The 26,650-nt window shown below is 69.0% G+C and carries 26 protein-coding genes and 1 pseudogene; 19 read left to right on the plus strand and 8 right to left on the minus strand.

Annotated elements, in window-relative coordinates; genetic code table 11:
• The first annotated feature begins 17 nt into the window (after positions 1-17).
• Both D7Y15_RS00160 and D7Y15_RS00165 read left to right on the plus strand, forming a co-directional pair.
• Entirely contained in the window at positions 18-833 is an 816-nt protein-coding gene (locus D7Y15_RS00160) for an isocitrate lyase/phosphoenolpyruvate mutase family protein (protein WP_121751317.1), read from the plus strand.
• 10 nt (positions 834-843) lie between these two features.
• A complete protein-coding gene (locus tag D7Y15_RS00165) occupies positions 844-1,434 on the plus strand; it encodes a bifunctional 2-polyprenyl-6-hydroxyphenol methylase/3-demethylubiquinol 3-O-methyltransferase UbiG (protein WP_121751318.1) in 591 nt (196 codons plus the stop codon).
• Here the strand turns inward: D7Y15_RS00165 and D7Y15_RS00170 are convergent.
• On the minus strand, positions 1,392-1,679 hold the full coding sequence (locus tag D7Y15_RS00170; protein WP_121751319.1) for a hypothetical protein: 288 nt from the start codon (positions 1,677-1,679) through the stop codon (positions 1,392-1,394). The genes D7Y15_RS00165 and D7Y15_RS00170 overlap by 43 nt on opposite strands.
• A gap of 94 nt (positions 1,680-1,773) precedes the next feature.
• Entirely contained in the window at positions 1,774-2,274 is a 501-nt protein-coding gene (locus D7Y15_RS00175; RefSeq protein ID WP_120576960.1) for a DUF1579 domain-containing protein, read from the minus strand.
• A 120-nt stretch (positions 2,275-2,394) separates the two neighbouring features.
• On the opposite strand from D7Y15_RS00175, the gene D7Y15_RS00180 reads away from it, so the two are divergent.
• On the plus strand, positions 2,395-3,438 hold the full coding sequence (locus tag D7Y15_RS00180; RefSeq protein WP_121751320.1) for an NAD(P)-dependent alcohol dehydrogenase: 1,044 nt from the start codon (positions 2,395-2,397) through the stop codon (positions 3,436-3,438).
• Positions 3,439-3,490: 52 nt separating this feature from the next.
• Here the strand turns inward: D7Y15_RS00180 and D7Y15_RS00185 are convergent, their stop codons facing one another.
• Complete coding sequence (locus tag D7Y15_RS00185) at positions 3,491-4,057, minus strand: TMEM165/GDT1 family protein (RefSeq protein ID WP_120565720.1); 567 nt, start codon at positions 4,055-4,057, stop codon at positions 3,491-3,493.
• A 367-nt stretch (positions 4,058-4,424) separates the two neighbouring features.
• On the opposite strand from D7Y15_RS00185, the gene D7Y15_RS00190 reads away from it, so the two are divergent.
• Positions 4,425-4,679, plus strand: coding sequence for a ribbon-helix-helix domain-containing protein (locus D7Y15_RS00190; RefSeq protein ID WP_120597199.1), 255 nt, complete (start codon positions 4,425-4,427; stop codon positions 4,677-4,679).
• 167 nt (positions 4,680-4,846) lie between these two features.
• Entirely contained in the window at positions 4,847-5,320 is a 474-nt protein-coding gene (locus D7Y15_RS00195) for a hypothetical protein (RefSeq protein ID WP_121751321.1), read from the plus strand.
• A gap of 13 nt (positions 5,321-5,333) precedes the next feature.
• Here the strand turns inward: D7Y15_RS00195 and D7Y15_RS00200 are convergent, their stop codons facing one another.
• Together D7Y15_RS00200 and D7Y15_RS00205 are read right to left on the minus strand one after the other, a co-directional pair.
• The gene (locus tag D7Y15_RS00200) at positions 5,334-6,407 is read right to left on the minus strand and encodes a lysylphosphatidylglycerol synthase transmembrane domain-containing protein (protein WP_121751322.1); all 1,074 of its coding nucleotides are present in this window, start codon (positions 6,405-6,407) and stop codon (positions 5,334-5,336) included.
• A 156-nt stretch (positions 6,408-6,563) separates the two neighbouring features.
• The gene (locus D7Y15_RS00205; RefSeq protein ID WP_120576956.1) at positions 6,564-6,767 is read right to left on the minus strand and encodes a DNA gyrase inhibitor YacG; all 204 of its coding nucleotides are present in this window, start codon (positions 6,765-6,767) and stop codon (positions 6,564-6,566) included.
• 52 nt (positions 6,768-6,819) lie between these two features.
• Here D7Y15_RS00205 and D7Y15_RS00210 point away from each other — a divergent pair, with 52 nt between their 5' ends.
• Together D7Y15_RS00210 and D7Y15_RS00215 are read left to right on the plus strand one after the other, a co-directional pair.
• Positions 6,820-7,821: a magnesium transporter gene (locus D7Y15_RS00210; RefSeq protein ID WP_121751323.1), complete on the plus strand. Its 1,002-nt coding sequence runs from the start codon at positions 6,820-6,822 to the stop codon at positions 7,819-7,821.
• Positions 7,822-7,855: 34 nt separating this feature from the next.
• Entirely contained in the window at positions 7,856-8,845 is a 990-nt protein-coding gene (locus D7Y15_RS00215) for an NAD(P)H-quinone oxidoreductase (protein WP_121751324.1), read from the plus strand.
• Positions 8,846-8,850: 5 nt separating this feature from the next.
• Here D7Y15_RS00215 and D7Y15_RS00220 read toward each other — a convergent pair whose 3' ends face one another.
• Positions 8,851-9,279, minus strand: coding sequence for an MmcQ/YjbR family DNA-binding protein (locus D7Y15_RS00220; RefSeq protein WP_121751325.1), 429 nt, complete (start codon positions 9,277-9,279; stop codon positions 8,851-8,853).
• A gap of 86 nt (positions 9,280-9,365) precedes the next feature.
• Here D7Y15_RS00220 and D7Y15_RS00225 point away from each other — a divergent pair, with 86 nt between their 5' ends.
• Both D7Y15_RS00225 and D7Y15_RS00230 read left to right on the plus strand, forming a co-directional pair.
• Entirely contained in the window at positions 9,366-10,916 is a 1,551-nt protein-coding gene (locus D7Y15_RS00225; protein WP_148712661.1) for a protein kinase, read from the plus strand.
• A gap of 61 nt (positions 10,917-10,977) precedes the next feature.
• Positions 10,978-12,015, plus strand: coding sequence for an agmatinase family protein (locus D7Y15_RS00230; RefSeq protein ID WP_121751327.1), 1,038 nt, complete (start codon positions 10,978-10,980; stop codon positions 12,013-12,015).
• Between the two features lie 4 nt (positions 12,016-12,019).
• Here D7Y15_RS00230 and D7Y15_RS00235 read toward each other — a convergent pair whose 3' ends face one another.
• Complete coding sequence (locus tag D7Y15_RS00235; RefSeq protein WP_121751328.1) at positions 12,020-13,027, minus strand: hybrid sensor histidine kinase/response regulator; 1,008 nt, start codon at positions 13,025-13,027, stop codon at positions 12,020-12,022.
• Positions 13,028-13,284: 257 nt separating this feature from the next.
• Between D7Y15_RS00235 and D7Y15_RS00240 the strand changes: the two genes are divergently transcribed.
• From D7Y15_RS00240 to D7Y15_RS00270, 7 genes are all read left to right on the plus strand, one after another.
• Positions 13,285-14,625 (plus strand): trypsin-like peptidase domain-containing protein, encoded by a 1,341-nt coding sequence (locus tag D7Y15_RS00240; protein WP_121751329.1) that lies wholly within the window; start codon positions 13,285-13,287, stop codon positions 14,623-14,625.
• A gap of 53 nt (positions 14,626-14,678) precedes the next feature.
• A complete protein-coding gene (locus D7Y15_RS00245) occupies positions 14,679-16,616 on the plus strand; it encodes a serine/threonine-protein kinase (protein ID WP_121751330.1) in 1,938 nt (645 codons plus the stop codon).
• Between the two features lie 162 nt (positions 16,617-16,778).
• On the plus strand, positions 16,779-17,150 hold the full coding sequence (locus D7Y15_RS00250) for a YccF domain-containing protein (RefSeq protein ID WP_014396275.1): 372 nt from the start codon (positions 16,779-16,781) through the stop codon (positions 17,148-17,150).
• A 182-nt stretch (positions 17,151-17,332) separates the two neighbouring features.
• Positions 17,333-18,835 (plus strand): hypothetical protein, encoded by a 1,503-nt coding sequence (locus tag D7Y15_RS00255; protein WP_233604784.1) that lies wholly within the window; start codon positions 17,333-17,335, stop codon positions 18,833-18,835.
• A complete protein-coding gene (locus D7Y15_RS00260) occupies positions 18,832-20,022 on the plus strand; it encodes a hypothetical protein (RefSeq protein WP_121751331.1) in 1,191 nt (396 codons plus the stop codon). The genes D7Y15_RS00255 and D7Y15_RS00260 overlap by 4 nt, the downstream gene beginning before the upstream one ends.
• A gap of 129 nt (positions 20,023-20,151) precedes the next feature.
• The gene (locus tag D7Y15_RS00265; RefSeq protein WP_121751375.1) at positions 20,152-21,069 is read left to right on the plus strand and encodes a DUF6310 domain-containing protein; all 918 of its coding nucleotides are present in this window, start codon (positions 20,152-20,154) and stop codon (positions 21,067-21,069) included.
• A complete protein-coding gene (locus D7Y15_RS00270; protein WP_121751332.1) occupies positions 21,066-21,821 on the plus strand; it encodes a DUF5953 family protein in 756 nt (251 codons plus the stop codon). Before D7Y15_RS00265 ends, D7Y15_RS00270 begins: the two co-directional genes overlap by 4 nt.
• A 136-nt stretch (positions 21,822-21,957) precedes the next feature.
• Here D7Y15_RS00270 and D7Y15_RS00275 read toward each other — a convergent pair.
• Positions 21,958-22,158: pseudogene (locus D7Y15_RS00275) on the minus strand (IS3 family transposase); the annotation flags it as partial.
• A gap of 109 nt (positions 22,159-22,267) precedes the next feature.
• On the opposite strand from D7Y15_RS00275, the gene D7Y15_RS00280 reads away from it, so the two are divergent.
• The 3 genes from D7Y15_RS00280 to D7Y15_RS00290 all read left to right on the plus strand — a co-directional run bounded on the left by D7Y15_RS00280 (position 22,268) and on the right by D7Y15_RS00290 (position 26,632).
• On the plus strand, positions 22,268-24,604 hold the full coding sequence (locus D7Y15_RS00280) for a DUF1588 domain-containing protein (RefSeq protein WP_121751333.1): 2,337 nt from the start codon (positions 22,268-22,270) through the stop codon (positions 24,602-24,604).
• 5 nt (positions 24,605-24,609) lie between these two features.
• Positions 24,610-26,007, plus strand: coding sequence for a DUF1552 domain-containing protein (locus D7Y15_RS00285; protein ID WP_121751334.1), 1,398 nt, complete (start codon positions 24,610-24,612; stop codon positions 26,005-26,007).
• A 160-nt stretch (positions 26,008-26,167) separates the two neighbouring features.
• Positions 26,168-26,632 (plus strand): hypothetical protein, encoded by a 465-nt coding sequence (locus D7Y15_RS00290; protein ID WP_120576943.1) that lies wholly within the window; start codon positions 26,168-26,170, stop codon positions 26,630-26,632.
• Positions 26,633-26,650 lie beyond the last annotated feature (18 nt).

Below are 26,650 nucleotides of genomic sequence, written 5' to 3' on the forward strand. Positions count from 1 at the left end.
CACCGGAGCTCCCACGCATGACCACCCGTCCAGCCACCGCCGCCACGTTCCGCGCACTGCACCAGGGCGCTGATCTGCTCATGCTTCCGAACGTCTGGGACGCCGGCAGCGCTCGCCTCTTCGAGAGCCTGGGTGCGAAGGCCATCGCCACCACCAGCGCCGGCATCGCCTGGGCGCTGGGCTACCCGGACGGCAACGCGCTGCCCGTGGACGCGCTCGTCCACACGGTTCGCACCATCGCCCGCGCCATCCAGGTCCCCCTCACCGTGGACGCTGAAGCGGGCTACTCGGACGACCCGGCCACCGCCGCGGAGAATGTGGCCCGCCTCCTGTCCGAGGGCGCCGTGGGCTGCAACATCGAGGATGGCAGCGGTCCTCCGGAGCTGCTCGCCGCGAAGATTGAACGCGTGAAGCAGGTGGGCGCGCGCCTGGGCGTGGATGTCTTCGTCAACGCGCGCACGGACGTCTACCTGCGCAAGCTCGTGCCGCCCGAGCGCCGCGTGGAGGAGACCCTGGCCCGTGCCGCCCGCTACCAGCAGGCCGGCGCGGATGGCCTCTTCGCCGCGGGCGTCACGGACGCGGCCGAGATCCAGGCCATCACCCGGGGCACCTCGCTGCCCGTGAACGTGCTCGCGCGGCAGGACCTCCCCGCTCCGGCGGAGCTGCAACGGCTGGGTGTGCGGCGGCTCAGCGCGGGCTCCGCCATCCCAGAGGCCATCTGGGGCCGGGCCGGGGCGCTCGCCTCTACCTTCCTCCGCGAGGGACACTCCGCGAGCCTGTTCGAAGCCGCCGCCAGCTACCCGTCCCTCAACGGGCTGATGACCGGGAAGTAGGAGCCGCGCCATGTCCCAGGAGGATCGCCAGCGCTGGAACGACAAGTACCAGCAGGCCACTGCTCAGCGGGAGCCATCCGCCTTCCTCCGCTCGCTCGAGGACCGGCTGCCGCACGCGGGCCGGGCGCTCGACCTGGCCGGCGGAGCGGGACACGACACGTGCTGGCTCGCGAAGCGCGGGCTGGACGTCACCCTGGTGGACATCTCCGACGTGGCGCTGGAGCAGGCGGAAGCACTGGCGCGCGACGCGGGCGTGACACTCACGCGCCTGCGCCTGGACCTGGAGACCGAAGCACTTCCGCCCGGTCCGTTCGACCTGGTCGTGTGTTTGAACTACCTCTGGCGGCCACTCTTCGCCGCCGTGCCGAAGATCCTCTCACCGGGCGGGCTGTTCGTCTTCGCCCAGCCCACCCGGCGCAACCTGCAACGCCATCCGCACCCGTCCGCGCGCTTCCTCCTGGAGGAGGGTGAACTGCCCGCCCTGCTCCAAGGGCTCCAATCCCTCTCATTCACCGAGGACTGGACGGACGCCGGACGTCACGAGGCGCGCGTCCTGGCTCAAAAGCTCCAGCACGTCGCGGACGGAGTGCGGCCGCAGTAGGACGCACCATGCGCCTGGCATTCGCCGTAGTAGAGGATGCCGGGCTCGTAGAGGAACCAGGGGCCGTTGGCGGTGCACCGCACGGAACAGCGGCGCGCACCGGCGTCATAGCCCTCACACAGTCCCTGCTCGGAGGTGGCCAGCGACGGCGTCGGCTCGCCCGTCCCCTCCTCCGTCTCCACTCCGCCACAGGCTGCGAGGAGGGTACCGACGGCGAGGCTGGCGAAGAGTGTCTTCAGGTGCATGAGGTGGGCTCTGGGTGAGCACCGGCGGAAAGCGCGCGGCGCCGGGCAGTGATACATCAGCCGCCCGGCCCATCCCAGACACCCCGGGCGCCCTTCAGCTCCGGCGCTTGTACTGAAGTTCAATGGCTTTCTGCGGTGCTTCACCCGGCTCGATGTTGAAGTGCGTGATGACCAGCGCATCCGGACCGGTCAACTCGATGTCCACGCGCCAGCCCCAGCGGGGCGACTGCTCACCGGTGGAGTAGCTGCCGGTGACGGAGAAACGGTCGCTCACCCCGGCCTCTCCCTGCAGGCCCATGATGTCCGTGCCGACGTGGAAGGTGTCCACCCACGACATGGTGAACTGCTTCCCGTCCAGGTGATGGCCCAGCGTCGCAATGCCGGACAGCGGCTTGCCCCCAAAGGAGGACGTGTACTCGTACACCACGAAGCGGCCGTCGAGCACGCTCCGGAAGGTGCCGGTGATGGGCGACTCATCCTCCACCTTGTCGGGCTGGAACCACGTGCGCGCGACGCCCTCCCACGTGCCGACCAGACGGGAGAGGAGGTGATGGGGACCCGCGGACAGGGATTGCTGCAGACGTTCCTGGCTCATGGGCGCGGAGTCTCTCCGACGCTCCCCGGGCAGGTCCACTTGTCCTGACGTTCACCCGGCACGGTGGACCCGGCGTCGCTAAATTGGCGCCCCTCCTTCGTTTCCCATCAGGAGCCTTCCTTGCCCTCGACCCCTGCCTATGCCGCACCCAGCGCGAAGGCCGCGCTCGGCCCCTTCACCGTGGAGCGCCGCGAGCCGCGTCCCCAGGATGTGCTCATCGACATCCAGTACTGCGGCGTGTGCCACTCCGACATCCACCAGGCTCGCGACGAGTGGGGCGGCGCCCTCTTCCCCATGGTCCCGGGCCACGAAATTGTCGGCAAGGTGTCCCAGGTGGGCAGCGCCGTCACCACGTTCAAGGTCGGTGACGCCGTGGGCGTGGGCTGCTTCGTGGACTCGTGCCGCGAGTGCCCCCAGTGCCTCGCGGGCGACGAGCAGTACTGCGACCGCGGCGCGGTGAACACCTACAACGGCCGTGAATACGACGGCCAGCCCACCTACGGCGGCTACTCCACGCGCATCACCGTGGACGCGAAGTACGTGGTGCGCATCCCGGAGGGCATTCCCCTGGACCGCGCCGCGCCGCTCCTGTGCGCGGGCATCACCACGTACTCGCCGCTGCGCTATTACGGCGTGAAGGCCGGCAGCACGCTGGCCGTCGTGGGCCTGGGCGGCCTGGGCCACATGGCCGTGAAGCTGGCCAAGGCGATGGGCGCGGAGGTGACGGTGCTGAGCACCTCGCCGTCCAAGCGCGACGACGCGCTCGCCCTGGGCGCCACGCACTTCGAGGCCACGTCCGACAAGGCGACGTTCAAGAAGCTGCGGCGGTCCTTCGACTTCATCCTGGACACCGTCTCCGCGCAGCATGACTACAACGCCTACCTGAGCCTGCTGAAGACGGACGGCACGATGATCATCGTCGGCGCGCCGGAGACTCCCACGCCCCTGGCGGCCTTCTCGCTCATCCCCCGCCGGCTCAAGCTGGGCGGCTCGATGATTGGCGGCATCCGTGAGACGCAGGAGATGCTCGACTTCTGCGCGAAGCACCAGGTCGCCTCCGACGTGGAGGTCATCCCCATCCAGAAGATCAACGAGGCCTACGAGCGCATGCTCAAGAACGACGTGCGCTACCGCTTCGTCATCGACACGGCGAGCTTGAAGTAGTCCTCACCGCGAAGCCCCGGCGTCCCTGCACGCCGGGGCCCTTCGCGAAGCCTCAGCCGCGCCAGGCCGTCCAGAGCGACACGAGGCCGAAGAGGAAGAAGAGCGCGGCGGTCACCCACCGCACGTACTTCATGTTCACCCGCCCGGACAACCGATCGCCCAGGAACACCGCGAGGCCGTCCGACACCAGCATCCCCGCCGTCGTCCCCAGCGTCACCAGCACCGGGGCCTGGTAGCGCGCGGCCACCGCCATGGTGGCCAGCTGCGTCTTGTCCCCCATCTCCGCCATGAAGAAGAGCGCCACCGTGGTGAGGAAGGCGCCGAAGCGTGGGGGCTTCCCGCCGTCTTCATCCAGCGTGTCGGGCTTGAGCGTCCACAGGCCGAAGCCCAGGAACAACACCGCCAGGACCAGCGCCATCACCCGCGCGGGGACGTGCGTGGACACCCATGTGCCCACCGATGACGCCAGCGCGTGGTTGGCCACCGTGGCCACGAAGATGCCGCCCAGCACCACCCACGGCTTGCGGAACCTGGACGCCAGCGAGAACGCCAGCAACTGGGTCTTGTCCCCCATCTCACTGGCGGCGACGAGCACGAATGAACCGACGATTGCTTCCAACGACACGATGGCACCCCATCCCAGTTCCTGGCGCGGAGGATGTCGTGGGGTGGAGCGCTTCAGGGAGGAGCGCGCACGACGGACCTCGGCCAGGGAGCGTTATCCCTGTCCGAAGGTCTCGTTCGTCTCGCGCGCTTCACGAGATGGGGGCCCGGGCTGTCACCAGCCAGTGTGTCGAGCGCCCCTCCGCCCCTGTCTGCCGGGCGGGAACTACTCCCCTTACGTGAATGCGCGAGTAACAGCGCACCGGGTGCCAAGTCAACCCAGCGCGCCGCGTGTTCCTTTTTTTGACGGCACGAGAGGCCGACCCCCTAATGCCCAGGCCAGGTCGGTAGCGGCCTGTAGCAGCATTCCTGGAGGAAGCCCGATGCAGGATGGAAGCGCCAGCCCGCTGAGCCCCGACGCTCCGTCGTCCCCGTCCGTGGTGGAACCCGGTGAGGTCCGAAGCCCCGAGGCCGACATCGTCTCCACCCACGTCCTCGTTCCCGAGGAGCAGGTGCACAAGCTGCGCGAGCTGGCGCGCCGCACCCGCATCCACCAGAGCGAGTACCTGCGTGAGGCCGTGGAGGACCTGCTGTCCAAGTACGGCCGCATCCCCGCCAAGACGGAAGGCGAGTCGTGAGCGGCCCCCTGCTCCGCCGCCGTGCCCGCCTGCTGAGTGAGCGGCTGTGGCGCTGGCTGGAGCAGGAGCTGTAATCCTCCCGTCATCGCCTCCAGGCCCCACCTGGAGCGGTCCGGGAGGAACACGCTAGGGTCTGTCGCCTCTCCTTCCAGGAGCCGCGCCCCCTGATGCGTCCCTCCCTGCTGTCCGCAATGCTCGCGCTGGCCGCCACTGGCTGCGCCGCCCCCGGCTTCGAGAAGCTCTACCCCGGCATGACGTCCGCCCAGGTGGCGGACACCATGGGCAGGGGACCGGCGCGGGCGCAGGAGTTCGCGGACGGCTCGGCGGCCTGGTACTTCGACGAGGACCACTGCGTGCTGATGCGCGAGCACGTGCTCGTGGCCAAGTCCACCACGGAGACGCGCACCGCGGTGCGCACGCCCGTGGCCTCGCTGGAGGACGCCACCAAGGCCTGGTGCGGGCCGCCGGGCACCGACGGCAAACGAGAGCAGCGCCTGGAGACGCCCTTCGGCACGTTCAAGGGCACCGTGGATCCCGCCGCCGTCACCGAACAGGTGAAGAACAGCTTGCGCGCCCAGCAGGTGCCTCCCGCGTCCGCACCACCGACCGACGGAGGGCAGGCCACCCAGCCCGCCCCGTAGCGACGAAAAGGCCTCAGGCCGCCGACGAGCGGCTGACCGCGGTGTCGTCGTCCTTCTTCATCTTCCCCGCCAGCTCACGGAAGGACATGTGGCTGATGGACAGCAGGATGAGGCCGAAGCCGATCTGCTGGAACGTCTGGCACAGCCACAGCACGTTCGCGTAGGCGAGCCCGTGCGCGTTCACCATCGCGGCGGGCATGAACAGCCCCAGGCCCACCTTGGTGGCGGCCTGGAAGGTGCCCATCATCCCGGGCGCGGCGGGGATCATCACGCCCACCACCAGCACGCACATCACGATGTAGGACTGGAACAGCGACAGGTTCATGGGCTCGCAGGCAGTGCCCGCCGCGGCGCCGGAGCAGTCGAAGGCGCGCGCGAGCAGCGCCATGCCCAGGCCGTTCATGCCCCAGTAGGCGAACGTGTAGAGGAAGAAGAGGACGATGTGCTTGCGGTCGGGGAGCTGGCGCATGGCCCCCACGAAGGTGTCCACGACGTCCGCCACCTTGTCCGCGACGCCCGGCGAGAAGCGGCCCACGGTGGCGCGCACCAGCCGCACCGTGCGCTCCTGCTGCCAGAGGCCCAGCAGGAGGAACATCAAGCCGCCGCCGAACACGGCGAACATCAGCCACGCGCCCAGCTTCACGTACCGGACCTCGGGGGTCTCCGTCGGGACGAAGAAGAGCAACACGCGGAACATCGCCGCCACGAAGAGGCCGTCCACGATGCGCTCCAGCACCACGGACGTCATGGCCGCGCTGCGGCGGATGGAGCTGCGCTGGGCGATGAGGAAGGGCCGCGCGAACTCACCCAGCCGGAACGGCAGCACCAGCAGCATCATGAAGCCGATGCCGGACGCTTCGTTCAGCTTGCGGAACGGGATGCGCTCCAGGCCGGACAGCAGCGCCCCCCAACGCAACGTGCGGAACACGTGGACGAAGGTGAGACACACGCAATACGGCAGGATCCACGCGTAGTTGGCCGCCTTGAGGCTAGCGACCTGCGTGGACACGTCCGTGTCCCGGAAGGCCCACCACATGAAGGCAACTGTGACGAGCAGGCTGGCGATGAGGTTGACGGCGCGTTTCACGGCAAGCGGGTATAGCGTCACTCTCCCCGCGACTCCAGCGGCACGCCCATCCCCTGCCCTCCGGGGCGCACGGACGCGGGCCTTCCGGTGGCACGCTCCCCTGCCCTGTCGTTCAAGCGGTCCGGGAACCTTCCAGCGCTGGACGGCCGCAACGGCTCAGGCGTCGTGGCGGCGCGGCTCTCCGTCGGAGGGGAGCTCGTCCTCCTGCTGCTCGGCCTGACGGTCGGGCACGCGGTACTCCTCACCCAGCCAGCGGCCCAGGTCGACGGCGCGGCAGCGGCGGGAGCAGAAGGGATGGGAGGTGTTCTCCGGCCGCGGAGGCACCGGCTTCTGACAGATGGGACACGGCGTGAGTGGCATGGCGGATGGAGTCCTAGATAAGCCTTGACGCTCCGGCGGGCCAGGACGTTTCGTGCCCCGACTCGTGCAGATGCCTCCGGAGACCGCTCACACGCTGTTGCAGGGCGACCGGCTGTCCCGGGACTTCACCGCGGTGGGCGTGGAGGACACGGTCGCCCAGGCGATGGAGAAGCTGCGCGCCCACCCTGGCACGGGGGAGATCTTCTACTGCTACGCGTGCGACCCGGCCGGCCGGCTGGTGGGCGTGGTGCCCATCCGCAAGCTGATCCGCGCGGAGCCCGACGAGCGCATCGCATCACTGATGTTCACGCGGGTGGTGAAGCTGCCGGTGGACGCCTCCGACGCGCTGGTGGAGGACTTCTTCGTCACCTACCGCTTCCTGGCCTTCCCGGTGGTGGACGCGGAGGGGCGCATCGTGGGCGTGGTGGAGATGAACCAGTTCGTGGACGCGTTCTCCGACACGCTCTTCGACGAGGTGGAGGGTCGCGTGCGCGACGAGGTCTACCGCTTCGTGGGCCTGCCCAAGGGCGAGGCGCGAGAGACGCGGCCCGGGCGCATGGCGCTCAAGCGCTTCCCATGGCTGCTCGTGAACATCGCCGGCGGGTTCCTGGCGGCCACGACGACGCGGCTGTTCGAGCGCACGGTGGCGGAGCTGGTGGTGGTGAGCGCCTTCATCCCCATGGTGCTGGTGCTGTCGGAGAGCCTGGGCGTGCAGACGACGGCGGTCTCGGTGTCGATGGTCACGCACGGAGAGGTGGACCGGAAGGTGGTGACGCGCGAGGTGCTGGCCGCGAGCCTGGCCGGGCTGATGGCGGCGGCGGTGGTGGCGCTGCTGGGGCGCTTCTATTCGCCGGGGTTCGGCTTTCCCCTGGCGTTGTTCGTGGCGGTGACGGTGTCCGCCACGCTGGCGTCGTGCCTGGGCGGCGTGCTGCCGTTCGTCTTCAAGCGGTTGAAGGTGGATCCGCACCTGGCGTCGGCGCCGCTGGTGCTGGCGGTGTCCGACAACGTGACGCTGCTGGCGTACTTCGGATTGGTGACGCGGTTGTTGTTGTAACGGTGGTGGGTCTTCTCGCGGAAGGGGGCAGGTCATGAAGGTCGTGCGCATCACGAAGCCGGGCGGTCCGGAGGTCCTCGCGTTCGACGAGCGGCCGGAGCCGGTGCCAGGGCCCTACGACGTGCAGGTGCGGGTGCGGGCGAGCGCGCTGAACCGGGCGGACCTGCTCCAGGTGCGCGGTGCCTATCCGCCGCCGCCGGACGTGCCCCAGGACGTGCCGGGCCTGGAGTACGCGGGTGAAGTGGTGGCGGTGGGCCCGCGCGCACGCAAGTTCCAGCCGGGCGACCGGGTGATGGGGCTGGTGGGTGGCGGCGCGTGGAGCGAGGTGATCACCACGCACGAGCGCGAGGTGCTGCGCATGCCTCGCGGGCTGGACTTCGCGGACGCGGCGGCGCTGCCGGAGGCGTACCTCACGGCGTATGACGCGCTGGTGCTCCAGGCGGACCTGAGGCCCGGGGAGACGGTGTTGGTGCACGCGGTGGCGAGCGGCGTGGGTTCCGCCGCGGCGCTGATCTGCCGGGCCATGGGCGTGCGAGTGGTGGGCACGGGACGGAGCGCGGAGAAACTGGCGCGGGCCTCCGAGTGGGGCGTGGGCCAAACGGTGCTGTGCGAGAGCAACCCGCCGGTGTTCGCGGACGCGGTGCTCGCGGCGACCGAGGGCCGGGGCGCGGACGTGTGCCTGGACCTGGTGGGCGGCGCCTACCTGCCGGAGTCGGTGAAGGCCATGGCGCCCCGGGGGCGGCTGATGCAGGTGGGCTCGGTGGCGGGCGCGCGAGCGGAGTTGGACCTGGGGCCGGTGATGCGCAAGCGGCTCACTCTCAAGGGGACCGTGCTCCGCAGCCGGCCCGCGGAGGAGAAGATGCTGCTCACGCAGGTGGCGGAGCGGCAGCTGTTGCCCCTGTTCGACTCCGGCGCGCTGAAGGCCGTGGTGGACGCGGTGCTACCCATGACGGAGCTCCGCTCCGGGCTGGAGCGGATGGCGGGCAACAGCACCGTGGGCAAGATCGTCGTTCGCTGGGACTGAAGCCGCTACACGCTTCGCTTGCGGGCGGGAGCCTTCTTCACCGCTCGCTTGGGAGCAGCCGCGGCGGGCTCCAGCGCCTTGAGCACCTTGGCGGATGCGCAGCGGCGCCAGGCCTCCTTGAGCAGGGCCTGGAGCAGGCGCCGATTCACGGTCTTCAGACGCACGATGACCATGGGCCAGTCCTGGTAGTGCGGCGTCACCTTGAACATGTCTGGTTTGGAATCCAGCAGGGCCTCGCGGTGGTCGAAGTCCACCTTGATGACGATGGAGTCGTCATCCAGCACCCGCGCGAAGAGCTTGTCGCTCACCCGGAACCCGGGCGTTCCGTAGGAGGGGCGCTCCTCCGTCGAAGGCAGCGCCAGCGCCATTTCGCGCACGTCGTCCACCGTGAGCCCGCTCTTGCGCTTCACCACTGTCTTCTTCCGGGTTGCCATGTGTGTCCTTTCCGTCACGTTGAGACCTGGACTGCTGGGGATGCCGGAGTTTCCGGCCTTCGTCTCCCTTTGCTACCCTGACCCGGGTGAGCGCGACGCAGCCTCTCCCCTTTGGCCGTTACGAGCTCCTGGAGCGCCTGGGCGCCGGGGGAATGGCCATGGTCTACCGGGGGAAATACACGGCGGGCCCGGGCATCACCAAGACCGTCGTCATCAAGCGCGTCCTGGGCGAGTACGCGGACAACCCCGCCTTCGTCGAGATGTTCCTCAACGAGGCGCGCATCTCCGTGGGGCTCAACCACGGGAACATCGTCCAGGTCTTCGACTTCGGGCAGGTGGAGGGCGAGTACTTCCTGGCCATGGAGTTCGTGGACGGCCAGCCGCTGTCCCGCGTGCTCAAGCAACTCAAGGCCAGGGGCCTGCCCTGGATGCCCGCGCCGCTCGCGGTCAGCACCGTCATCGAGCTGTGCCGGGGCCTGCACCATGCCCACACCCGCACGGACGAACAGGGCGAGCCCCTGGGGCTCGTGCACCGGGACATCTCTCCCGACAACGTCCTCGTGAGCTACGAGGGCGAGGTGAAGGTCTCCGACTTCGGCATCGCCAAGGCGCGGCTCGCGGGTCGGCCGGAGACGGAGGTCGGGGTCGTCAAGGGCAAGTACTCCTACCTGGCACCGGAGCAGCTCAAGCAGTGGCCCGCGGACGCTCGCGCGGATGTCTACGCGGTGGGCGTCGTCCTGTTCGAACTGCTCTGTGGCGAGCGGCCCATCACCGGCAATGAGCTGGAGATCTTCCAGCGCGCCACGGAGGGCCGGCACACGCCAGCGCGCAGCCTCAACCCGGGCCTGGATGAGGACCTGCTCTCCATCCTGAAGCGGGCCCTCATGCCCTCTTCGGACGAGCGATACCGGAGCGCGGAGGCGCTGCAACAATCCCTGTCGGATTGGCTGGGCACCCACGCGCCGCGCCTCCCCACCCATGCCCGCAAGCTGTTCATGGCGTGGTGCTTCCAGGAACAGCTGGCCGCCCAGCACCGGCCCGTCTCCATTCCAGAGACCTTCCTCCGGCAGCTCCAGACCTGGCGCGACGAACGGCTGCTGGCCAGTCGCGCCATCGTGGACGCCGAGTCCACCCCGCCGTCGTCCGCGATGCACGAGTGGCCCGTGCTCCCCGCGGAGCTGGTTCCCCCAAGCCTGCCCCGGTTTCCCCAAGACGCGCCCGAGGAGAATCCTGCCCCCGTGTCTCCTGAAGTCCCGGCCAGGGCCCGCTGGCTTCACCGCTGGCGCAACGGCCTCATCATGGGAGCGGGTGCATTGCTCGGCGTGCTGCTGCTGACGTGGATCATGGGCTCGGGAGAGCAGCGCAAGCGCTCGCGCTCCGATGAAGCAGACGCGGCCTATTCCAAGGGCAGGGCCTTCCTCGAACTGGGGCGGCCCACGGACGCCCTCTCGTCGTTCCGCGATTGCGTGGAGGCGGAGCCGGACAGCGGTGCGTGCCGGTTCGCGCTGGCCAACACCTACGAGAACCTGGGACGGGTGAAGGAGGCGCGGAAGGAGTACGACCTCTACCTGCGGTTGGGAATCCAGGGGCCCAACTCGGAGCATGCGCGCAAGTTCATGAAGGCCTTTCCTCTCTGAGGGCGGCCAGGCGCCACCGAAGCCATTGCGCCCCGGGAGCGGAACCGTATCCTGCGCCGCCATGGCTACCCACTTCGACCCCGCCGCCGCCGCGCAGCCGGGCTCCGGCATCTTCGGCCTCCCCCACTCTCCCGACGAGGCCCACGTCGTCGTCATCCCCGTGCCCTTCGAGGCCACCACCAGCTACGGCGGCGGCACGTCCGACGGCCCCGCCGCCCTGCTGGAGGCCAGCAAGCAGGTGGACCTGTTCGACGTGGAGACCGGCCGGCCCTACGAGCGCGGCATCGCCATGCTGGAGGCCCCCGCCGAACTGCACACGTGGAACGAGCGCGCCAAGGAGCGTGCCCTGCTCGTCATCGAAGCGGGCGGCATCGACTCCGGCGAGGAAGAGCTGCTCTCCGCCGCCAAGGACGTGAACGGCTTCAGCGAGAAGCTCAACGACCACGTCTACCGGACCGCGAAGCAGTGGATTGAGCAGGGCAAGCTCGTGGCCGCCGTGGGTGGCGATCACGCCATCTCCTTCGGCATCGTCCAGGCCCACGCGGAGAAGTACCCCGGCATGGGCGTGCTGCACCTGGACGCGCACGCCGACCTGCGTGTCGCGTACGAGGGCTTCACCTGGTCGCACGCGTCCATCTTCTACAACGTGTGCGAGCGCATCCCGGGCGTGAAGACGCTGGTCCAGGTGGGCCTGCGCGACATGAGCGAGAACGAGCACCGCTACATCGAGAACTCCGGCGGCCGCATCCACGCCTTCTACGACGCCGTCCTCCAGCAGAACCGCTTCGACGGCCTGCCCTGGAACCAGCAGGTGAAGCAAATCGTCGACAAGCTGCCGCAGCAGGTCTACCTGTCCTTCGACATCGACGGCCTGGACCCCGTGCTGTGCCCGAACACCGGCACGCCCGTCCCCGGCGGCCTGTCCTTCCCGGAGGCCACCGCGCTCGTCGCGGGCGTCGTGCGCTCGGGCCGAACCATCGTCGGCTTCGACCTCACCGAAGTGGCCCCCGACCCGGAGGGCAGCGAGTGGGACGCCAACGTGGGCGCCCGCCTGCTCTACAAGATGATCGGCTGGATGCTGAAGTCGCAGAAGGCCTGAGGCGTCAGGCCACGCGCGGCAGCGACACGCTGAACGTCGCGCCCTGTCCGGGGCGCGACTCGGCGGAGAGCGCGCCGCCGTGCAGCTTCGCCAGCTCCGAGGCCACGTAGAGCCCCAGCGCTTCGCCCCGCACGGGGCCCTCCGGGAAGGGCTGGAACAGCCGGGGCAGCTCCGCTTCGGGGATGCCCGGCCCCGGGTCGCTCACGCGCACCAGCACCTGCTCCGGGGACGCCTTCAGCTCCACGCGCACCCCGCCCTGCCGGGCCGCGTTCGACAGGAGCACGTCGAACACCTGCTCCAGACGCTCCGGGTCGAAGCGCAGGCCCACCGCCTCCGGGGGCACCGTCACCTCCACCGGCACGCCCGGCCCCGTGGTGCGGCACCGCGCGACGGAGGCCTCCAGGGGCTGGCGCAGATCTCCCTCCACCGGCCGCAACGTCACGCTGCCCGAACTCAGACGGGCGGCGTCCTGGAGGTAGCGTCCCATCCGCTCCAGCGACTGGAGCTGCGCGCCCAGCGCCTCCACCGCGCCCTTGCCCGGTGGGGGCAAGTCACGAAGCGTGCGCAGCTGATCCCTCGCGGCCTCCAGCGGGCCCTGGAGCGACTGCGCCACCCACCGGCTCAGCGCCTCCACGGGCGTGGCGGGCCCCGGGGGCACGGCGGGGGCCTTCTCCAGCACGTCGTGGACCAGCGCCTCGAAGTCGGTGATTTCAAAGGGCTTGTTGAGGAACGCGGACGCATCCGGCGAGCCCTGCTGGAGCACGGCGCTCAGGAGGATGATGGGCACCTCGCGCAGGCCCGGCTCCTGCTTCAGCCGGCTGCACAGCTCCATGCCGCTCATGCGCGGCATCATGTGGTCCGTCACCACCAGCCGCGGCCGGTGGATTCTCGCGAGCGCCAGGGCCTCCTCGCCATCGCGCGCGCGCACCACGTCATGCCCCAGGTCCTCAATCACCTGGCTCAGGACTTCCAGCACCGCGGGTTCGTCATCCGCGACCAGGACGAGACTCATGCGCAACCGCTCCCAAGGCCCCCGCGGGCAGCCAGCAACACGCCGCGCCGGGACTCCCAGGGCTGCCCTTGCTCCCCCAACGCCGCAATCGGCCCAGGGCAAGGACGTTCTGCCTGAAAGTGCGTTCGATCACGGCCGCACCATCTGGTCTATGAAGAGCGGGACGCCGCTTCCAGACACCCAGGGAATGGCTGAGGCCTTCCCGACATTCAGACTGTCTTCCGGGAGACAAATCCCGGCGACGTACGGAGGAAGGCATGAGGGCAGCACACATCCGGTGGGGGCTCTTGCTGTGGGGGCTCGTGCTGGCGCTCCCGGCGCACGCGGACCTGTCCCGGCGCCGCAGCGACGTGGTGGAGGTCGTACAGAAGGTCTCCCCGGCGGTCGTCTACATCGGCACCGAACAGGAGGTGGAGTCGCGCTTCCGGGGCCGGCCCCGCTCGCCGCTGGAGGAGTTCTTCGGCCAGGGGATGGCGCAGCCGGAGACGCGCCAGCGAATCACCGGCCTGGGCAGCGGCGCCATCATCGACCCGTCCGGCATCATCGTCACCAACGATCACGTCATCCGAGGCGCCTCCGCCATCCACGTGGTGCTCGCGGACGGGCGCACCTTCGACGCGGAGGTGGTGGGCAGTGACGCGAACAACGACCTGGCGGTCCTCAAGGTCAACGCGAAGGAGCCCCTGCCCACCGCGAAGCTGGGCACCAGCAGTGACTTGATGATTGGCGAGACGGTGGTCGCCATCGGCAGCCCGTTCGGCCTGAGCAAGACGGTGACCGCGGGCGTGGTGTCCGCCACGGGCCGCACCTTCCGTGCGGACGACCGCGTCTACAACGACTTCCTCCAGACGGACGCGGCCATCAACCCGGGCAACTCCGGCGGGCCGCTGCTCAACGTGGACGGGGAGATCATCGGCATCAACACGGCCATCTACGCCAACGGGCAAGGCATCGGCTTCGCCATCCCCGCGGACAAGGTGCGGCGCATCGTGGAGGAGCTCACGCGCTTCGGGAAGGTGCGCCCCGCGTGGGTGGGCATGGACACGGCGGATCTCCCCTCGCAGGTGGCCGCGCGGCTCGGATGGGACCGCACGTACGGCGTCATCGTGACGAACGTGGATCCGGACAGCCCCGCCGCGCAGGCCGGTGTGCAGCGCGGAGACGTGGTCGCGGAGCTGGGCGGTTCGCGCATCCAGGACGCGGAGGATTTCGACTCGCGCGTGCGCGGCTACCCTGCCCGCTCGGTCTTCCCCTTGGTGCTCTTCCGAGCAGGCGGCAACCGCACGGTGCAGGTGACGCCGGTCGAATTTCCCGCTCGCCTGCTTGAGAACCTGGCGTGGGAGAAGCTGGGACTCCGAGTGAAGGAGAGCAAGGGCGGGATGGCGATTGCGTCCGTGCGGCAGGGGTCGGCTGCCTCGGAGATTGGCCTGGAGCCGGGGGACGTGCTGTTGCGGATGAACAATCAGCCTGTCCCCACGGGTGACACTTTCCGTGAAGCCCTGCTGACAGCGCGACGGGGACGTAGCGTGCTGTTGCTCGTGCGGCGCGGGCGTTACGGCTACCACCTGACGCTGCCTTTCGCCGGGCAGCGAATCTAGGCGCGACCCGGGGATTCCAGGATCGACGGGAAGGGCACTAGCATGCCGTTCCCATGAGTTCGCCTCGCTATCAGTCACTCGGCCCCCTCCTTGCCGGAGAGGGCTCGCGTGCCTTCCTCGGACTGTCGATTGAGGAAGGCGCCACGCCCCGCCCCGTGGTGCTCATCTGGGCACCGCCTGAAATCGCGCAGAACCCGGAGCTGGTGGCGCGCCTGGAGCGCGAGACGAACCGCGCCATCGTCTTCGAGCACCCGAACATCCTGCGCGTGCACGGCCTGGAGAAGCTGGACGGAGGCCTGGCGCGCGTCACCGAGTTCGCGGACGGTGAGCCGCTGCGGCGCGTGCTGGAAGCGAACCCGCGCATGACGCCGGGCTTCGCGGCGCTGGTGGTGGCGGACGCGGCCATGGGGCTGCACTACGCGCACGTGGCGGGCAACGACGACGGTTCGCCGCTGGTGCACGGAGACATCCGGCCCGAGACGCTGATGGTGTCCTTCAGCGGCTACACGAAGGTGACGGGCTACGGCGCGCTGTCCGTGGCGCCGCGTGAGCGCGGTGGCAAGCGCGTGAAGAACCGCCGCGCGTACACGTCTCCGGAGCAGCTGTTGGGCGGGCGTGAAGCGGTCAACGTGCAGTCGGACGTGTTCCTGCTGGGCCTCACGCTGCACGAGTGCCTCACAGGGAAGATGCCGTTCAAGGAGTCGGCGGATCCGGACAAGGCGGTGCTCAACCGCGCCCTGCCCCCGATGCCGGCGGACGTGCCGCTGAAGCTGGATGCCGTCGTGCGCCGTGCGACGACGAAGCGGGCGTTGGAGCGCTACTCGTCGGCACTCGCGTTCCGCGAGGCGCTGGTGGATGCGATTGGCAAGCTGCCGACGCACGAGGAGTTCGCGGAGCACCTGGCGAAGCTGTTCCCGCCGGAGACCGAGGCTCGCGCGGCGCGGCGGGCGACGATTGAGAAGGGCATCGCGGAGGCACTGGCGAAGGCGGGCATGCCGACGCCGCAGATCGCGGAGATCATCGCGAACGGCGCGGGGCTCGCGGAGCCCGTGAAGAGCAAGGTGCCGGAGTTCTCCTCGGCGGAGAGCAGCAAGCCCGCGCCCGTGCAGGCAGTGGCCGCCGCGCCTCAGGCTTCCGCCCCCGCGCAGCCCGTGGCGACGGTGGCCCCGGCGCCCGTGCAGGCGCCGAGGAGCCCTCCTGTCGCGGCCCCGGTGCAGAGCGCGGCCCCGAGCACCGCGAGCCAGGCCACGGCACAGCCCGTAACGCCCTCCCCTGCTCCGACTGCATCCACGGAGACGCGGCCCGCGGGCCCCATCTTCGGTGGAGCGGCGAGCCCCACGGCGCAGACGGTGGCCACGCAGAAGCCGTCACGCTCCTGGGTGCCGTTCGTGGTGGGCGGTCTGGTGCTGACGCTCGGCGCGGGCGCGGTGATCGTCCAGCGCCAGCTCCAGGGCACGATGACGGTGGAGACGTTCGACGCGGGTCTGCCCATCGTCGTGGCCGAGCCCTTCGACGCGGGCATCGAGGACGCGGGCGTGGACGCCGGTGTGGACGCGGGCCCCGTGATGGGCATCCTGGACCTCACCGTGGAACCCCGCGTGGAGGTCACGCTCAACAACGCGCTGCTGGGCCGCACGCCGCTGTCCGCGTCGCTGCCGCCGGGCAAGCACCTGCTGACCTTCACCAACGGCGCGCTCGGAATCTCCGTGTCGCGCACCGTGACGGTGGCCCCCACGGGCCGGTCGGCGTATCAGTTCTTCCTCAACAAGGCCTTCATCAACGTGCGCGGCCCGGCAGGCGCCAACGTCTCCGTGGACGGCAAGCCCGTGGGCGTCGTCCCGGTGGAAGAGCTGGACGTCTACGAGGGCTACCACCGCCTCAACGTCACCGTGGGCCCGTCGCACTGGCAGAAGACCTTCACCATCGAGCCCGGCCAGCGCGTCAACTTCGACGTGGACTTCCAGGAGCCGCAGGAGGCCGCGGAGGAGTAGGCGCCGGTTGGCGGGACGCCTCCACGACGGGGCTCGGGGATGGACAAACACCCCGCGCCCTGGCTCAAGCGATAGCAGCGCGCGCGGCTCCTGAAATCGAGGCCTGGCGAAATTCAGGCAGGCTCATGTCATCGACTGACGACTCCAACGTATAAGCCGATCATGAACCTGCTTCTGAACCTGGTGTGGATCATTTTCGGCGGAGGGCTGGTGCTCTGCCTCGAGTACCTGTTGGGTGGACTGGTGCTCTGCCTCACCCTCGTCGGCATCCCGTTCGGCGTGCAGTGCTTCAAGATGGCCGGCCTCGCGCTGATGCCCTTCGGCAAGGACATCGAGGATCTTCCCAGCGCAGGCGCGATGAGCTTCGGGCTCAACATCGTCTGGGCACTCTTCGCTGGAATCTGGATCTTCCTCACCAACGTCGTCATCGGCGTCAGCCTGGCGCTGACGATCATCGGCATTCCGTTCGCGCTGCAGCACCTCAAGCTCGGAATGGTCGCGTTCGCTCCATTCGGCAAGCGCATTCGCGGCTGAACGCCCCCTCCACCCGGCTCCCGCGCGTGTCAGTCCGCGGAGTCTGCCGCGTCATGCTACGGTGAGGGGCGCCGCTCGCGGGACTGTGATGCGATTTCCGAACCGGGCCTTTGGAGCTTGACTAGCCAATCGTGTCCGCCCTCCCCGAGCGGCGCTCCCGCCTCAGGAAGGGTGAACCTTCGATGGACAGCGTGGGAGCACGTGCCGAGCAGGTCGCCCGTGAGGACCTGGTCATGTTCGTCAACGCGTGCTTCTCGTGCACCGGGCAGCGCGAGTTCTACAACGACGGGCGCGGGCAGGCGGTGTCCATCGAGTTCCTGCACGCCTACATCCTCGGCAACTACCGCCGCCTCTACACGCGCACCCTGGCCGCGGGCATCAACCACTTCAACCAGGCGCAGATCATCCTCAACCTGCTGGCGAGCGGAAAGCAGACCCCGTCCGCGGACCGGCACGAGGAGGGCGCGCTCATCGCGGCGGCGCTCCGGGCGCTGCCGCCCCAGCGGGCCTACCGGGTGCTGGACGTGCTCCGCGAGCGGCGCATCAACAACCGCCGCTCCCGCGCCATCGTGCGCGAGTTCCTGAAGGGGCGCGCGGACCTGCACTTCGACGCGGTGAAGTACCGCTCCAAGCTGCGCGCCGCCGTGGCGCACACCCACCTCAAGCTGCCCGGAGAGCTCAACCCCTTTCTCTTCCACGGCTGGCGAAAGCGCGTGTTCCAGGCTCCGCTGCTGGAGACGTTCCGCAAGGCCCACTACGACGCCTCCGCCCTCTTCGAGCTGCCCTACACCGTCGCCGAGGGGCTCGCCGCGAAGCACCAGCTCCCCCGAGACGTCTTCCTGCGGAAGATCGAGCCGCGCCTCACCGCCGCCGAGAGGCTGCGCTTGCAGGGCTCGGCCACGCGCGCCCAAGGGGCCATCGTCCTCGACCTGGGGCGCACACCGCTCACCCGGCTGGCGCTCTACGTGCTCTCCCTTCCGCTGGTGGTGCGACGGGAGCGGCTGGCGGAGCTGCACACCGCGCTCGAGCAGGCTGCGGTGAACAGCCTGCGCCGGGCCTCGGTGCCCCTGGGCCGGGTGGCGGCCGTGCTGGACAACAGCTACTCCGCCTCGGGCTCGAGCGAGAAGCGCCGCCGGCCCCTCGGTGTGGCGCTCGCGGCGCACTACCTGCTGGCCGCCACGGCGCGCGAATACCGCGCTTTCTGGATGCATCCTCCCGAGCACCCCCTGCTCTCGCGCGCCCGGGGGCAGACGGACCTCGCCACCCCACTGCTGGACGCGCTGGATTGGATGCCCGAGCTGGTGGTCGTCGTGTCGGATGGCTACGACAATGATCCCCCGAACGCCGTGGCCGAGGTCACCCGCCTGTTTCGCACGAAGCTGGATCCCGCCCGCCGCACCACCATCATCCACGCCAACCCCGTGTTCGCCTCGGAGCTCTACGCGCCCCGGGGGATCGGGACGCACGTGCCCACCGTGGGCGTGAGGGACGCGGAAGACCTGCCCACGGTGCTCGGCTTCGCGCGCTTCGCCGAGGGGGCCTCTCCCCTGGCGGAACTCGAGGACTACCTGGCGGCGCGCGTGCGGCGGATGCTCGAGCACTCGCCCCGAGGCCACGCCGGAACCGAGCCCCCGCAGACCCGCTCCGAGCTCCCGGAAGAGTCGCTCGACGAGGAGGTGGCATGAAGGAGGGAGACAAGAGCGCGGTGCGGCGGCTGCCGCTCACGGGGCTGCGGCTCGCGCCCTCGCAGGTCTGGGGGAGCATCCGCCTGGTGCCCGTGCTGCGCGATGACATCCCCGGAGACCTGCGCATCACCCGCAGGAGCTACGACGAGGACGTGAGCGTCGTGTCGCTCCAGGGCGGGTTGATGGAGCCCGGGCTCCATTACGTGTCCTACGTCCCCCATGGCCTGGTGGTGGACTGGGACGACAAGGGCGCGGCGGTGACCTCCGAGACCCGGCTGCGCAAGCCGGAGGCCAAGGAGGGCAAGAGCATCAAGCGCGGGCCCTTCTCCTCGACGCGGGTGCTGCACCGCATGGTGCACCGCGAGGACAAGAACCGGCTGCGGCTGTTGCCCATGCACCTGACGATGGAGGGCTTTCTCGCGCTGTATTTCGGCGGGCCGCAGGTGGCATGGAGCGAGTACTCCCAGGAGGCGCTCTCCCAGGGGCTCAATCCCCGGAGCGAGTGGAGCTCCTCGGGTTGGGCCAGCGCGGCCTTCGCGGAGGCGCTGCGCATCTTCGAGCTGCACGAGCGCCAGGTGGGCGTGCTCATCTTCCAGGCGGACGCGCTGCTCTCCTGCGCCATCGTCTCGCACCCCGAGGACTACCGCGCCCTGCACCGGGCCCTGCTCGAGGACTTCTACGGGGATCTGCTCGTGCAGTACGGCTTCCTGGGCGATGTGCCCGTGCTGGGGACAGGCGTGGAGGACGCGAGCGTGAACTCGATGAAGGACCTGAGGGCCGCCATCGAGCGCATGCGCGCGGACTGGGCGGACTTCATGGGCTTCATGGCCGAGGGCATCATCGGCGCCGAGGTGCTCACCTCCCCCCTCTACGAGGCGGGGCCCTTCCACCTCCAGCGCTTCATCACGGGCTTGTCGCCCTCGGAGGAGAACCACATGGGCGAGGCCATCCTGCGCGGCGACGGCACGGTCGAGTACCTCAAGACCTACCGGCTCTCGGCGGCGCAGACGCGCCGGGCCTATCTGCTCAAGCAGCTCGCGCAGGGGGGCTGGAGCCTGGAGCGCACCGCCGAGCATCTCAAGACGACCCGGGACGAGCTCATCGTCCGGCTGCGCAACGCGGGCTTCGGCTACCTGCTCAAGGAGCACGTCCTCAAAGCGGCCGAGGCCCGGCACGCGCGACGCTGAGCGCTACGCCGGGGCTGAACGCGGGCCGGGCGGCCTCCGGCTCGTTTAGCTCTCGGGGTTCGTCGGTCACGAAATAACGCGCTATTGAAGCAACGAAATGACCGCTGGCTCGACTGAACGGACGTGACCATGCGACTCCGCGCCTGCGCCGCGCTCCTGATCTTCCTCTCGGCTTGCGCCACGTCGGCACCGAGTCACAAAGAGCACGCGCCCCGGAACCCAAAGCTCGCCAACCTCCAGCGAGCAGCGACCCTGCCGTGGACGGACGGCGGACGGTGCGTGGTCCGCGAGGCGTCCCAACCTTGGCCGGTTCTGGTGGAGCGGTGCTATCAAACCCTTGACCATGACCGGCTCGAGTTCCACGACACCACGGGAAGATGCACGGTCGCCTCCGCTGACGCCGCTGCCGTGGGAATCGGGTTCTGCGTACTGGCGGCTCCTGAGATTGCCGTGGGAGCCGTGATCGTACTTGGCGTGGTGGTGGTCGGCGTCGCCATCAACGAAGCGCTGGATGCATATGAACTCCGCCACGCCTACCCCGAGGAAGCAGGGACCTCGCGAGGAACGAAGGTGGCTTCCCGGGAAGCGGAAGCCCCACGCAAGGCCAAGCTGAAGCCCGAGCCAGCGGGGCAGGACCGGCAGCCCCCAGTGCCGCCCGTGCCCGTGGACCGGACGGGACGCGCCAGTTGCGATCCTGTTCCAGTGCCACACGCTGGCGAGGATGACCCGCATAATGAATGTGCCGACAAGTTCCCACCCAACCGTTATCCCGGAATGGATGTGCTTGTTGGCGGTGTGCGCTTCGATGCGTTGCAAGTCGGCGTGCGCAAGCTGTGGGAGATCAAGACCCATCAATTCGACACGTACACTGACTTTCTCCGACGTCAGGTGATCGGCGAACAGGCGACCAAGATGCGGGAAGAGCAAGACATTGCAGAGTCTTGTGGATATGGCTTCGTCGTTGGCGTGAGCAGCACCGCACACAAAACAGCGCTGGAGCGCGCGGCGCCCGAACTGGAAATCGTTGTCACGGGGTGCAAGCGATGACCACCCAAAGCACCCTCGACGTCATTGTCTACGCGCCCGCTCTCAACATTAAAGACGGTCGCACACTCGCTGTCGTCCACGGGATGGAACGTACGATCCCCGGAATGCGCCTGGAGTGGAGAGTTGCCGACGACGGACGCCTCATCTCATTGCCGCAGCGCGACGCGTGGCTCACCGAAGGAACGAAAGATGGGAGCTTTCCGCTGGTGTGCAACGGTGACGAGAGCTACCCCGTCACGATTTATGGATTGCAAACTCCCGCGCGCCGGGCACCGGGCCGGCAGCCGTTACTCGACGTCCATGCAGAGCTACCACTGGACGAGGCCGTCATCGCAGCCGCAGCGGATGTTCTCGTAGGCGTGGCAGAGGGGGCCCGCGCGTTTTGGGGGCATGCGACGCCGTCTAGCTCGGGTGTCGAGATCGCACGGCAAACACGAGATCCGGTCCACAAGCCAGGGATTCCGCCCCGAGGGCTGCCAGCACTCAAGCTGCCTGAGAAGATCCGCGCGCCAGAGATCCCGCATCGCCTCGGTTGGCTGAACTACTGGTCGGCCGCTGCCGCGAAGATCATCGGGTTTCCGGACCCGACCCGCGACGCCGACCTTCTCTCACGAGCACGTCGCACGGAGTCGGGCGGGTGGGTCGTGCAGCTCACCGACGCGCCCCTCGACCTGGACAACCTCGCCCACCTGGACGCGCTCCAGCGAGCCTATGAACGGTTCCCGGAGATCGGCGGACGGGCAGCGCCTTGATCCGACTCGGGGGCCCGTCAGGCCACGAGGGTCTTTCCTTGAGTCCTGGGATGCGTCCTCAAATCTACCGTGCGGTAGGGGCCTTCGTTCTTCTTGCGCTGTGGATGGGCGTGACCCGGTTCCGTAGACAGGTTGGTTACGCTGCCAGCCTACTCGTCGTGGCCACTCGCTCGAACTCGACGTGGCTGAGGTAGCCCAGGGCGGAGTGGCGCCGCTTCCGGTTGTAGAATACCTCAATGTATTCGAAGAGTGCGCCCCGGGCCTGCTCGCGCGTCTTGAAGCGGGTGACGTAGACGAGCTCTACCTTCAGCGTGGCGAAGAAGCTCTCCGCCACCGCAACGCCGCATTCAGGCAGCCTCCTGATCAGGATGGGAGCCAGTCCCGGCTGAGCCCGTTTGGCGGAACCCGCTTGCTAGTTCACCCGCCGTCCGTGCCAGACTGGCCGGATGAACCGCGTCCTCCTGCTGGCCGGACTGTTGTGCCTCGTTGCGTGCAAGGGCAACATCGGGTCAAACACCAACGACGGAGGCCCCAACAACCCAGGGGATCCCGATGGGCCCGGGGATGCCGGGGCGAACGTGGACGCCGCGTGCGTGGTGCAGTCGGTGCTCACCCATCGCTGCGCCAGCTGTCACGGCGCGCTGCCGACCCAGGGGGCGACGATGCCGCTGCGCACCCTGCACGACATGCGGGTGAGCTCGGCGATGGATGGGAAGCTCAGCAACGCCCAGCGCGCGCTCAGCCGCATGCGCGACGACGCGTCTCCGATGCCGCCAGCCCCGCATGAGCGCGCGAGCTCGGCCGAGCGCACCGCGCTCGAGACCTGGATCAAGGAGGGGATGCCCCTCTGCAGTGGCACGGACGGGCCGCCCGTGACCGTCGTGCCCGAGCCCAACCTGCTCGAACAGTCCACGCTCTTCACCTGCACCGACGGCGTGCGCTCGGATGCGCCGACGCGCATCCGCCGCATGAACCGGCGCGAGTTCACCCGCAACGTCGGTGGTTCGGTCGAGCGCAGCTGGACCGGGTTCAGCTTCTACGACAACCCGCTCGATCCCAGCGCCATCGAGCAGTACAGCTCCTGGGCCACGGACGAGACGCTGGACGAGGCCACGGTGGAGCTCTTCCTGCCGGTGGTCGGCGCGGCCGCCTCGCCGTGGACGATGAACTACCCGGACGGCAACCGGATGGAGCGTGTCTTCACCAACAGCCGCTTCAGCTGCATGTTCAACGACGCGAACCCGAGCGACACCTGCAAGCGCTTCCACCTCGGCCAGATGCTCGAGTTCGGCGTCTTCTTCCGCCCGCCCACCGAGGATGAGCTCACCCGCATCACCGCCTTCGCGACCTCGGTCATCGCGCAGGAACCGAGCTACTCCCCGCAGACCCGCGCGGACTCCATCTCGCGGATCTCCAACGCCGCGTGGATGATGACCGGCGCCATGTTCCGCCGCGAGATGGGCGGCGATCCGGCCGACGGTCGCGTGGAACTGACCAGCCTCGAGCTGGGCTCGCAGCTGGCCTACGCGCTGGCAGGGCGCGCGCCCTCGGCCACGCCGAGCTTCGTGTGGCCGTACTACTCCGCGCCCCTCGAGGGGCATCTGGCGGACGTGGCCATTGCCGCGAAGGATGGCTCGCTCACGCAGGATGCGACGACCACCGCCCTGCTCAAGAAGCACCTGGGCGGCGTCGACGCCAACCAGAACGGGACACCGCGCTTCGATCTGGTGCAGGACTACAACGAGGAGCAGCGCTCCAAGCGCGGGCAGTACTGGCTGGGTGACGGCGTCGCGGGCTTCTTCCGCGAGTGGCTCGGCTACGGGCACGTGTCCGCGGTGTTCAAGGAGTCCCCGGCGGCGACCTCGCGCTTCGAGCTCGAGGGGCTCGGCTACATCAGCTCGGTCTCGTACGACAACCTGCTCACCAACTTCCATCCGCTGGAGCCGACCTTCATCCAGCAGTTCGACGATCTGATCGCGCGGGTGGTGGTCGAGGATCAGAACGTGCTGGCGAACCTGCTCACCACGCGCACCTTCTACGTGCCGTCCATGCAGAACGCGGCATACGACTCGCATAAGGGCCTCTCGCACCCCTACAACGTCAGCGAGATCCTCCCGGCGACCGTCGCGGGCCGCTGGAAGACGCTGCCTGCCACGGAGCGCGCGGGGGTGCTGACCCACCCGGTGTGGCTGGCCGCGCACGGCGGCAACTTCGAGGACGATCCCTCCATCGTCCACCGCGGCAAGTGGGTGCGCGAGAACCTCCTGTGCGGCTTCGTCCCACCGCTCAGCAGCGTGCAGGTGGCAGCCCAGGTCGGCGCGCACGCCGCCGACAAGAACGCGCGCCGCCGCCTGCAGGAGGCGACCGCCGGATCGCAGTGTCAGGGCTGTCACCGTCTGATGGAACCGCTCGGCCTGCCCTTCGAGATCTACAACCACGCGGGCTTCCTGCGCGCGCGGGATCACTCGCCCAGCGGAGGCTGGACCCCGCCGGACGGAAGCTCGACGCTCACGTCGATGCCGGACCCCGCGCTGGACGGTCCGGTGCGCGACGCGGTGGAGTTGAGCGAGCGCCTGGCGACCTCGCGGCACGTGAAACGCTGCTTCGTGCGACAGGCCTTCCGCTACTTCATGGGACGCCCGGAGAACGTGAGCGACGCCTGCACGCTGACGCAGATGGAGCAGGCGTATGATCAGAACAACGGCTCGTTCTCCAAGATGCTGACCACGCTGATGACAAGCGACACCTGGAAGACGCGGCGTGTGCCGCAGGCTGGAGAGTGACTGCCATGTTCTCGCGACGAACCGTCCTGAAGGGCATGGCCGCCGGCCTCTTCGCGCCCTACTTCCACGACGTCTACGCCCAGTCGTCGGCGTTGCCGGCGCGCGTGGTGCTGGTCCTCGAGTGCAATGGCGTCTACCCCCGCGCGCTCCTGAGCACGGGCACCCGCGCGGCGCTGGGGGGACGCGCCAACACCTCCGACCGCCTCTTCTGGGACGCGTACAAGGACACGCCGCTGGTGCGTGAGGGCGACAATCTCGCCAGCGCGATCAGCCTCGGGCCGCTGGCGGCGTCTTCCGGCAACCTCGACCTGGTGAACCGCTCCGCCGTGCTGCTGGGGCTCTCGAACCTCATCGCGGGCGGCGGGCACTCCAGCGGGACGGGAGGGCTGAGCTGCGCGGTGAACGGCGCGGGCGCGACCTTCGACGCGGTGATCGCACCTCGCCTGCGCCGGGGTGCACCGTTCGACGTGCTGCGCCTGGGCACCAGCTCCGCGCGCGTGTCGATCGTGTACGAAACCTGCGCGCTCGGACCCCGCAAGCCCGCGGGCATCATCGTCAACCCGTCGCTCGCGTTCGACAGCACCTTCGGCTCGCTGCTCGGCGGCTCGACGAATGGGCGCGATCGCAAGATGCTCTTCGACTTCGCGCTGGCCGACTCGCGCAAGGCGCTGGCGGAGTTCAAGGGCAACTCCAACGAGCGGCTGAAACTGGAGCGCTACCTCTCCTCGCTCGAGTCGCTGCGCACGCGGGAGGATCAGCTCGCGGGCATGGCGGACCGCGTGCGGCCCTTCCTGCCGCTGGCGCCGAAGGACAACCCGCTCCTCACCGGCGCGGGCTCACCGCCCGACTCGCTGAAGTGGTTCGAGGCGCAGTTCCAGATCGCCACGGCGGCCCTCCTGGGGGGGCTGACGAACACGGTCGTGCTGGCGACGGGCACCTCGGGCTTCGACGTGGCCTACGGCCCGGACGTGAGCGACGTCCCGCGACACAGCTTGCAGCACGGCCTGGATGCGGGGCAGAACTGGGAGCGCGTCGCCGAGGTCACCCGCCGCCACGTGCAGCTGGTAGCGAACCTGGCGAGGACGCTGGCCGCCACGCCCGAGGTCGGCGCGAGCGGCTCGATGCTGGATCACACGGCGATCGTCTTCATGTCCGACAACGGCGAGCAGCACCACTCCACCTCGCGTGAGTGGCCGAAGCTCGTGGTGGGCGGCAACGCGCTGGGCCTGAAGACCGACGGGCGCACGGTCGTGTACCCGAAGTACGACGCGGCCCGGAACCGGCAGGTCTCCAACCTCTTCAACACGCTCGGCCACGCGTTCGGAGACGCGGACTTCAACACCTTCGGGCAGGAGGGCAGCACCCGCATCGCGCCAGGACCGCTGACCGAGCTGTATGGCTGAGCCGCGAGAGCGGGCCGCGGAAATCTGTCCATGTGAACGAGACAGTCAGGCACTGTGTCAAGAGAGGGGTTCGCGCACCCCCGGTGCGGGATGCGTGCCGCCTGTGCTTTCCTCTACGCCGCCGTCACCGCCTCAAGCCTGACCGCCGGAGTCCGTCCACATGATGCTGTTCGCCCCGAAGGTGTTCCCCAAGCTATCCACGCTGAGCCACGCGGGCCGGTCCATGTACGTGTGGGTCTTCTACACGTTCCCACTGGCCTTCACGCTGCTGCTGGTGCCGGGCCTGTTCCTCCAGGTGATGGGCATCTCGCCCGGGGCGGCGGATGGGAACCTGTTCTTCATGCGCATGGCGGGCGGACTGCTGGTGTCCATGTCGTTCATGTCCCACCAGGCCGCCGTCCTGAACATGCGCCAGTTCTTCATCTGGGCGGTGATGGGGCGCACCTTCATCACGCTGGTGCTGATCGTCTGCACGGTGCTGGGCCTGTGCGAGCCCATCATCATGTTCTTCGGATGCATCGACTTCAGCGGGGGCATGTGGACGCTGGTGGGGATTCGCCGTGACGAGGCCGAGGAGCAGGCCCGGGCGCTCGGACCGCAGGTCATCGCCCAGCCCTCGCCCTGACCCTTCGCCCTGCTCTTC

Origin of the sequence: Corallococcus sp. AB030, from assembly GCF_003668965.1 — a bacterium.
Taxonomy (GTDB): Bacteria; Myxococcota; Myxococcia; order Myxococcales; family Myxococcaceae; genus Corallococcus; species Corallococcus exiguus.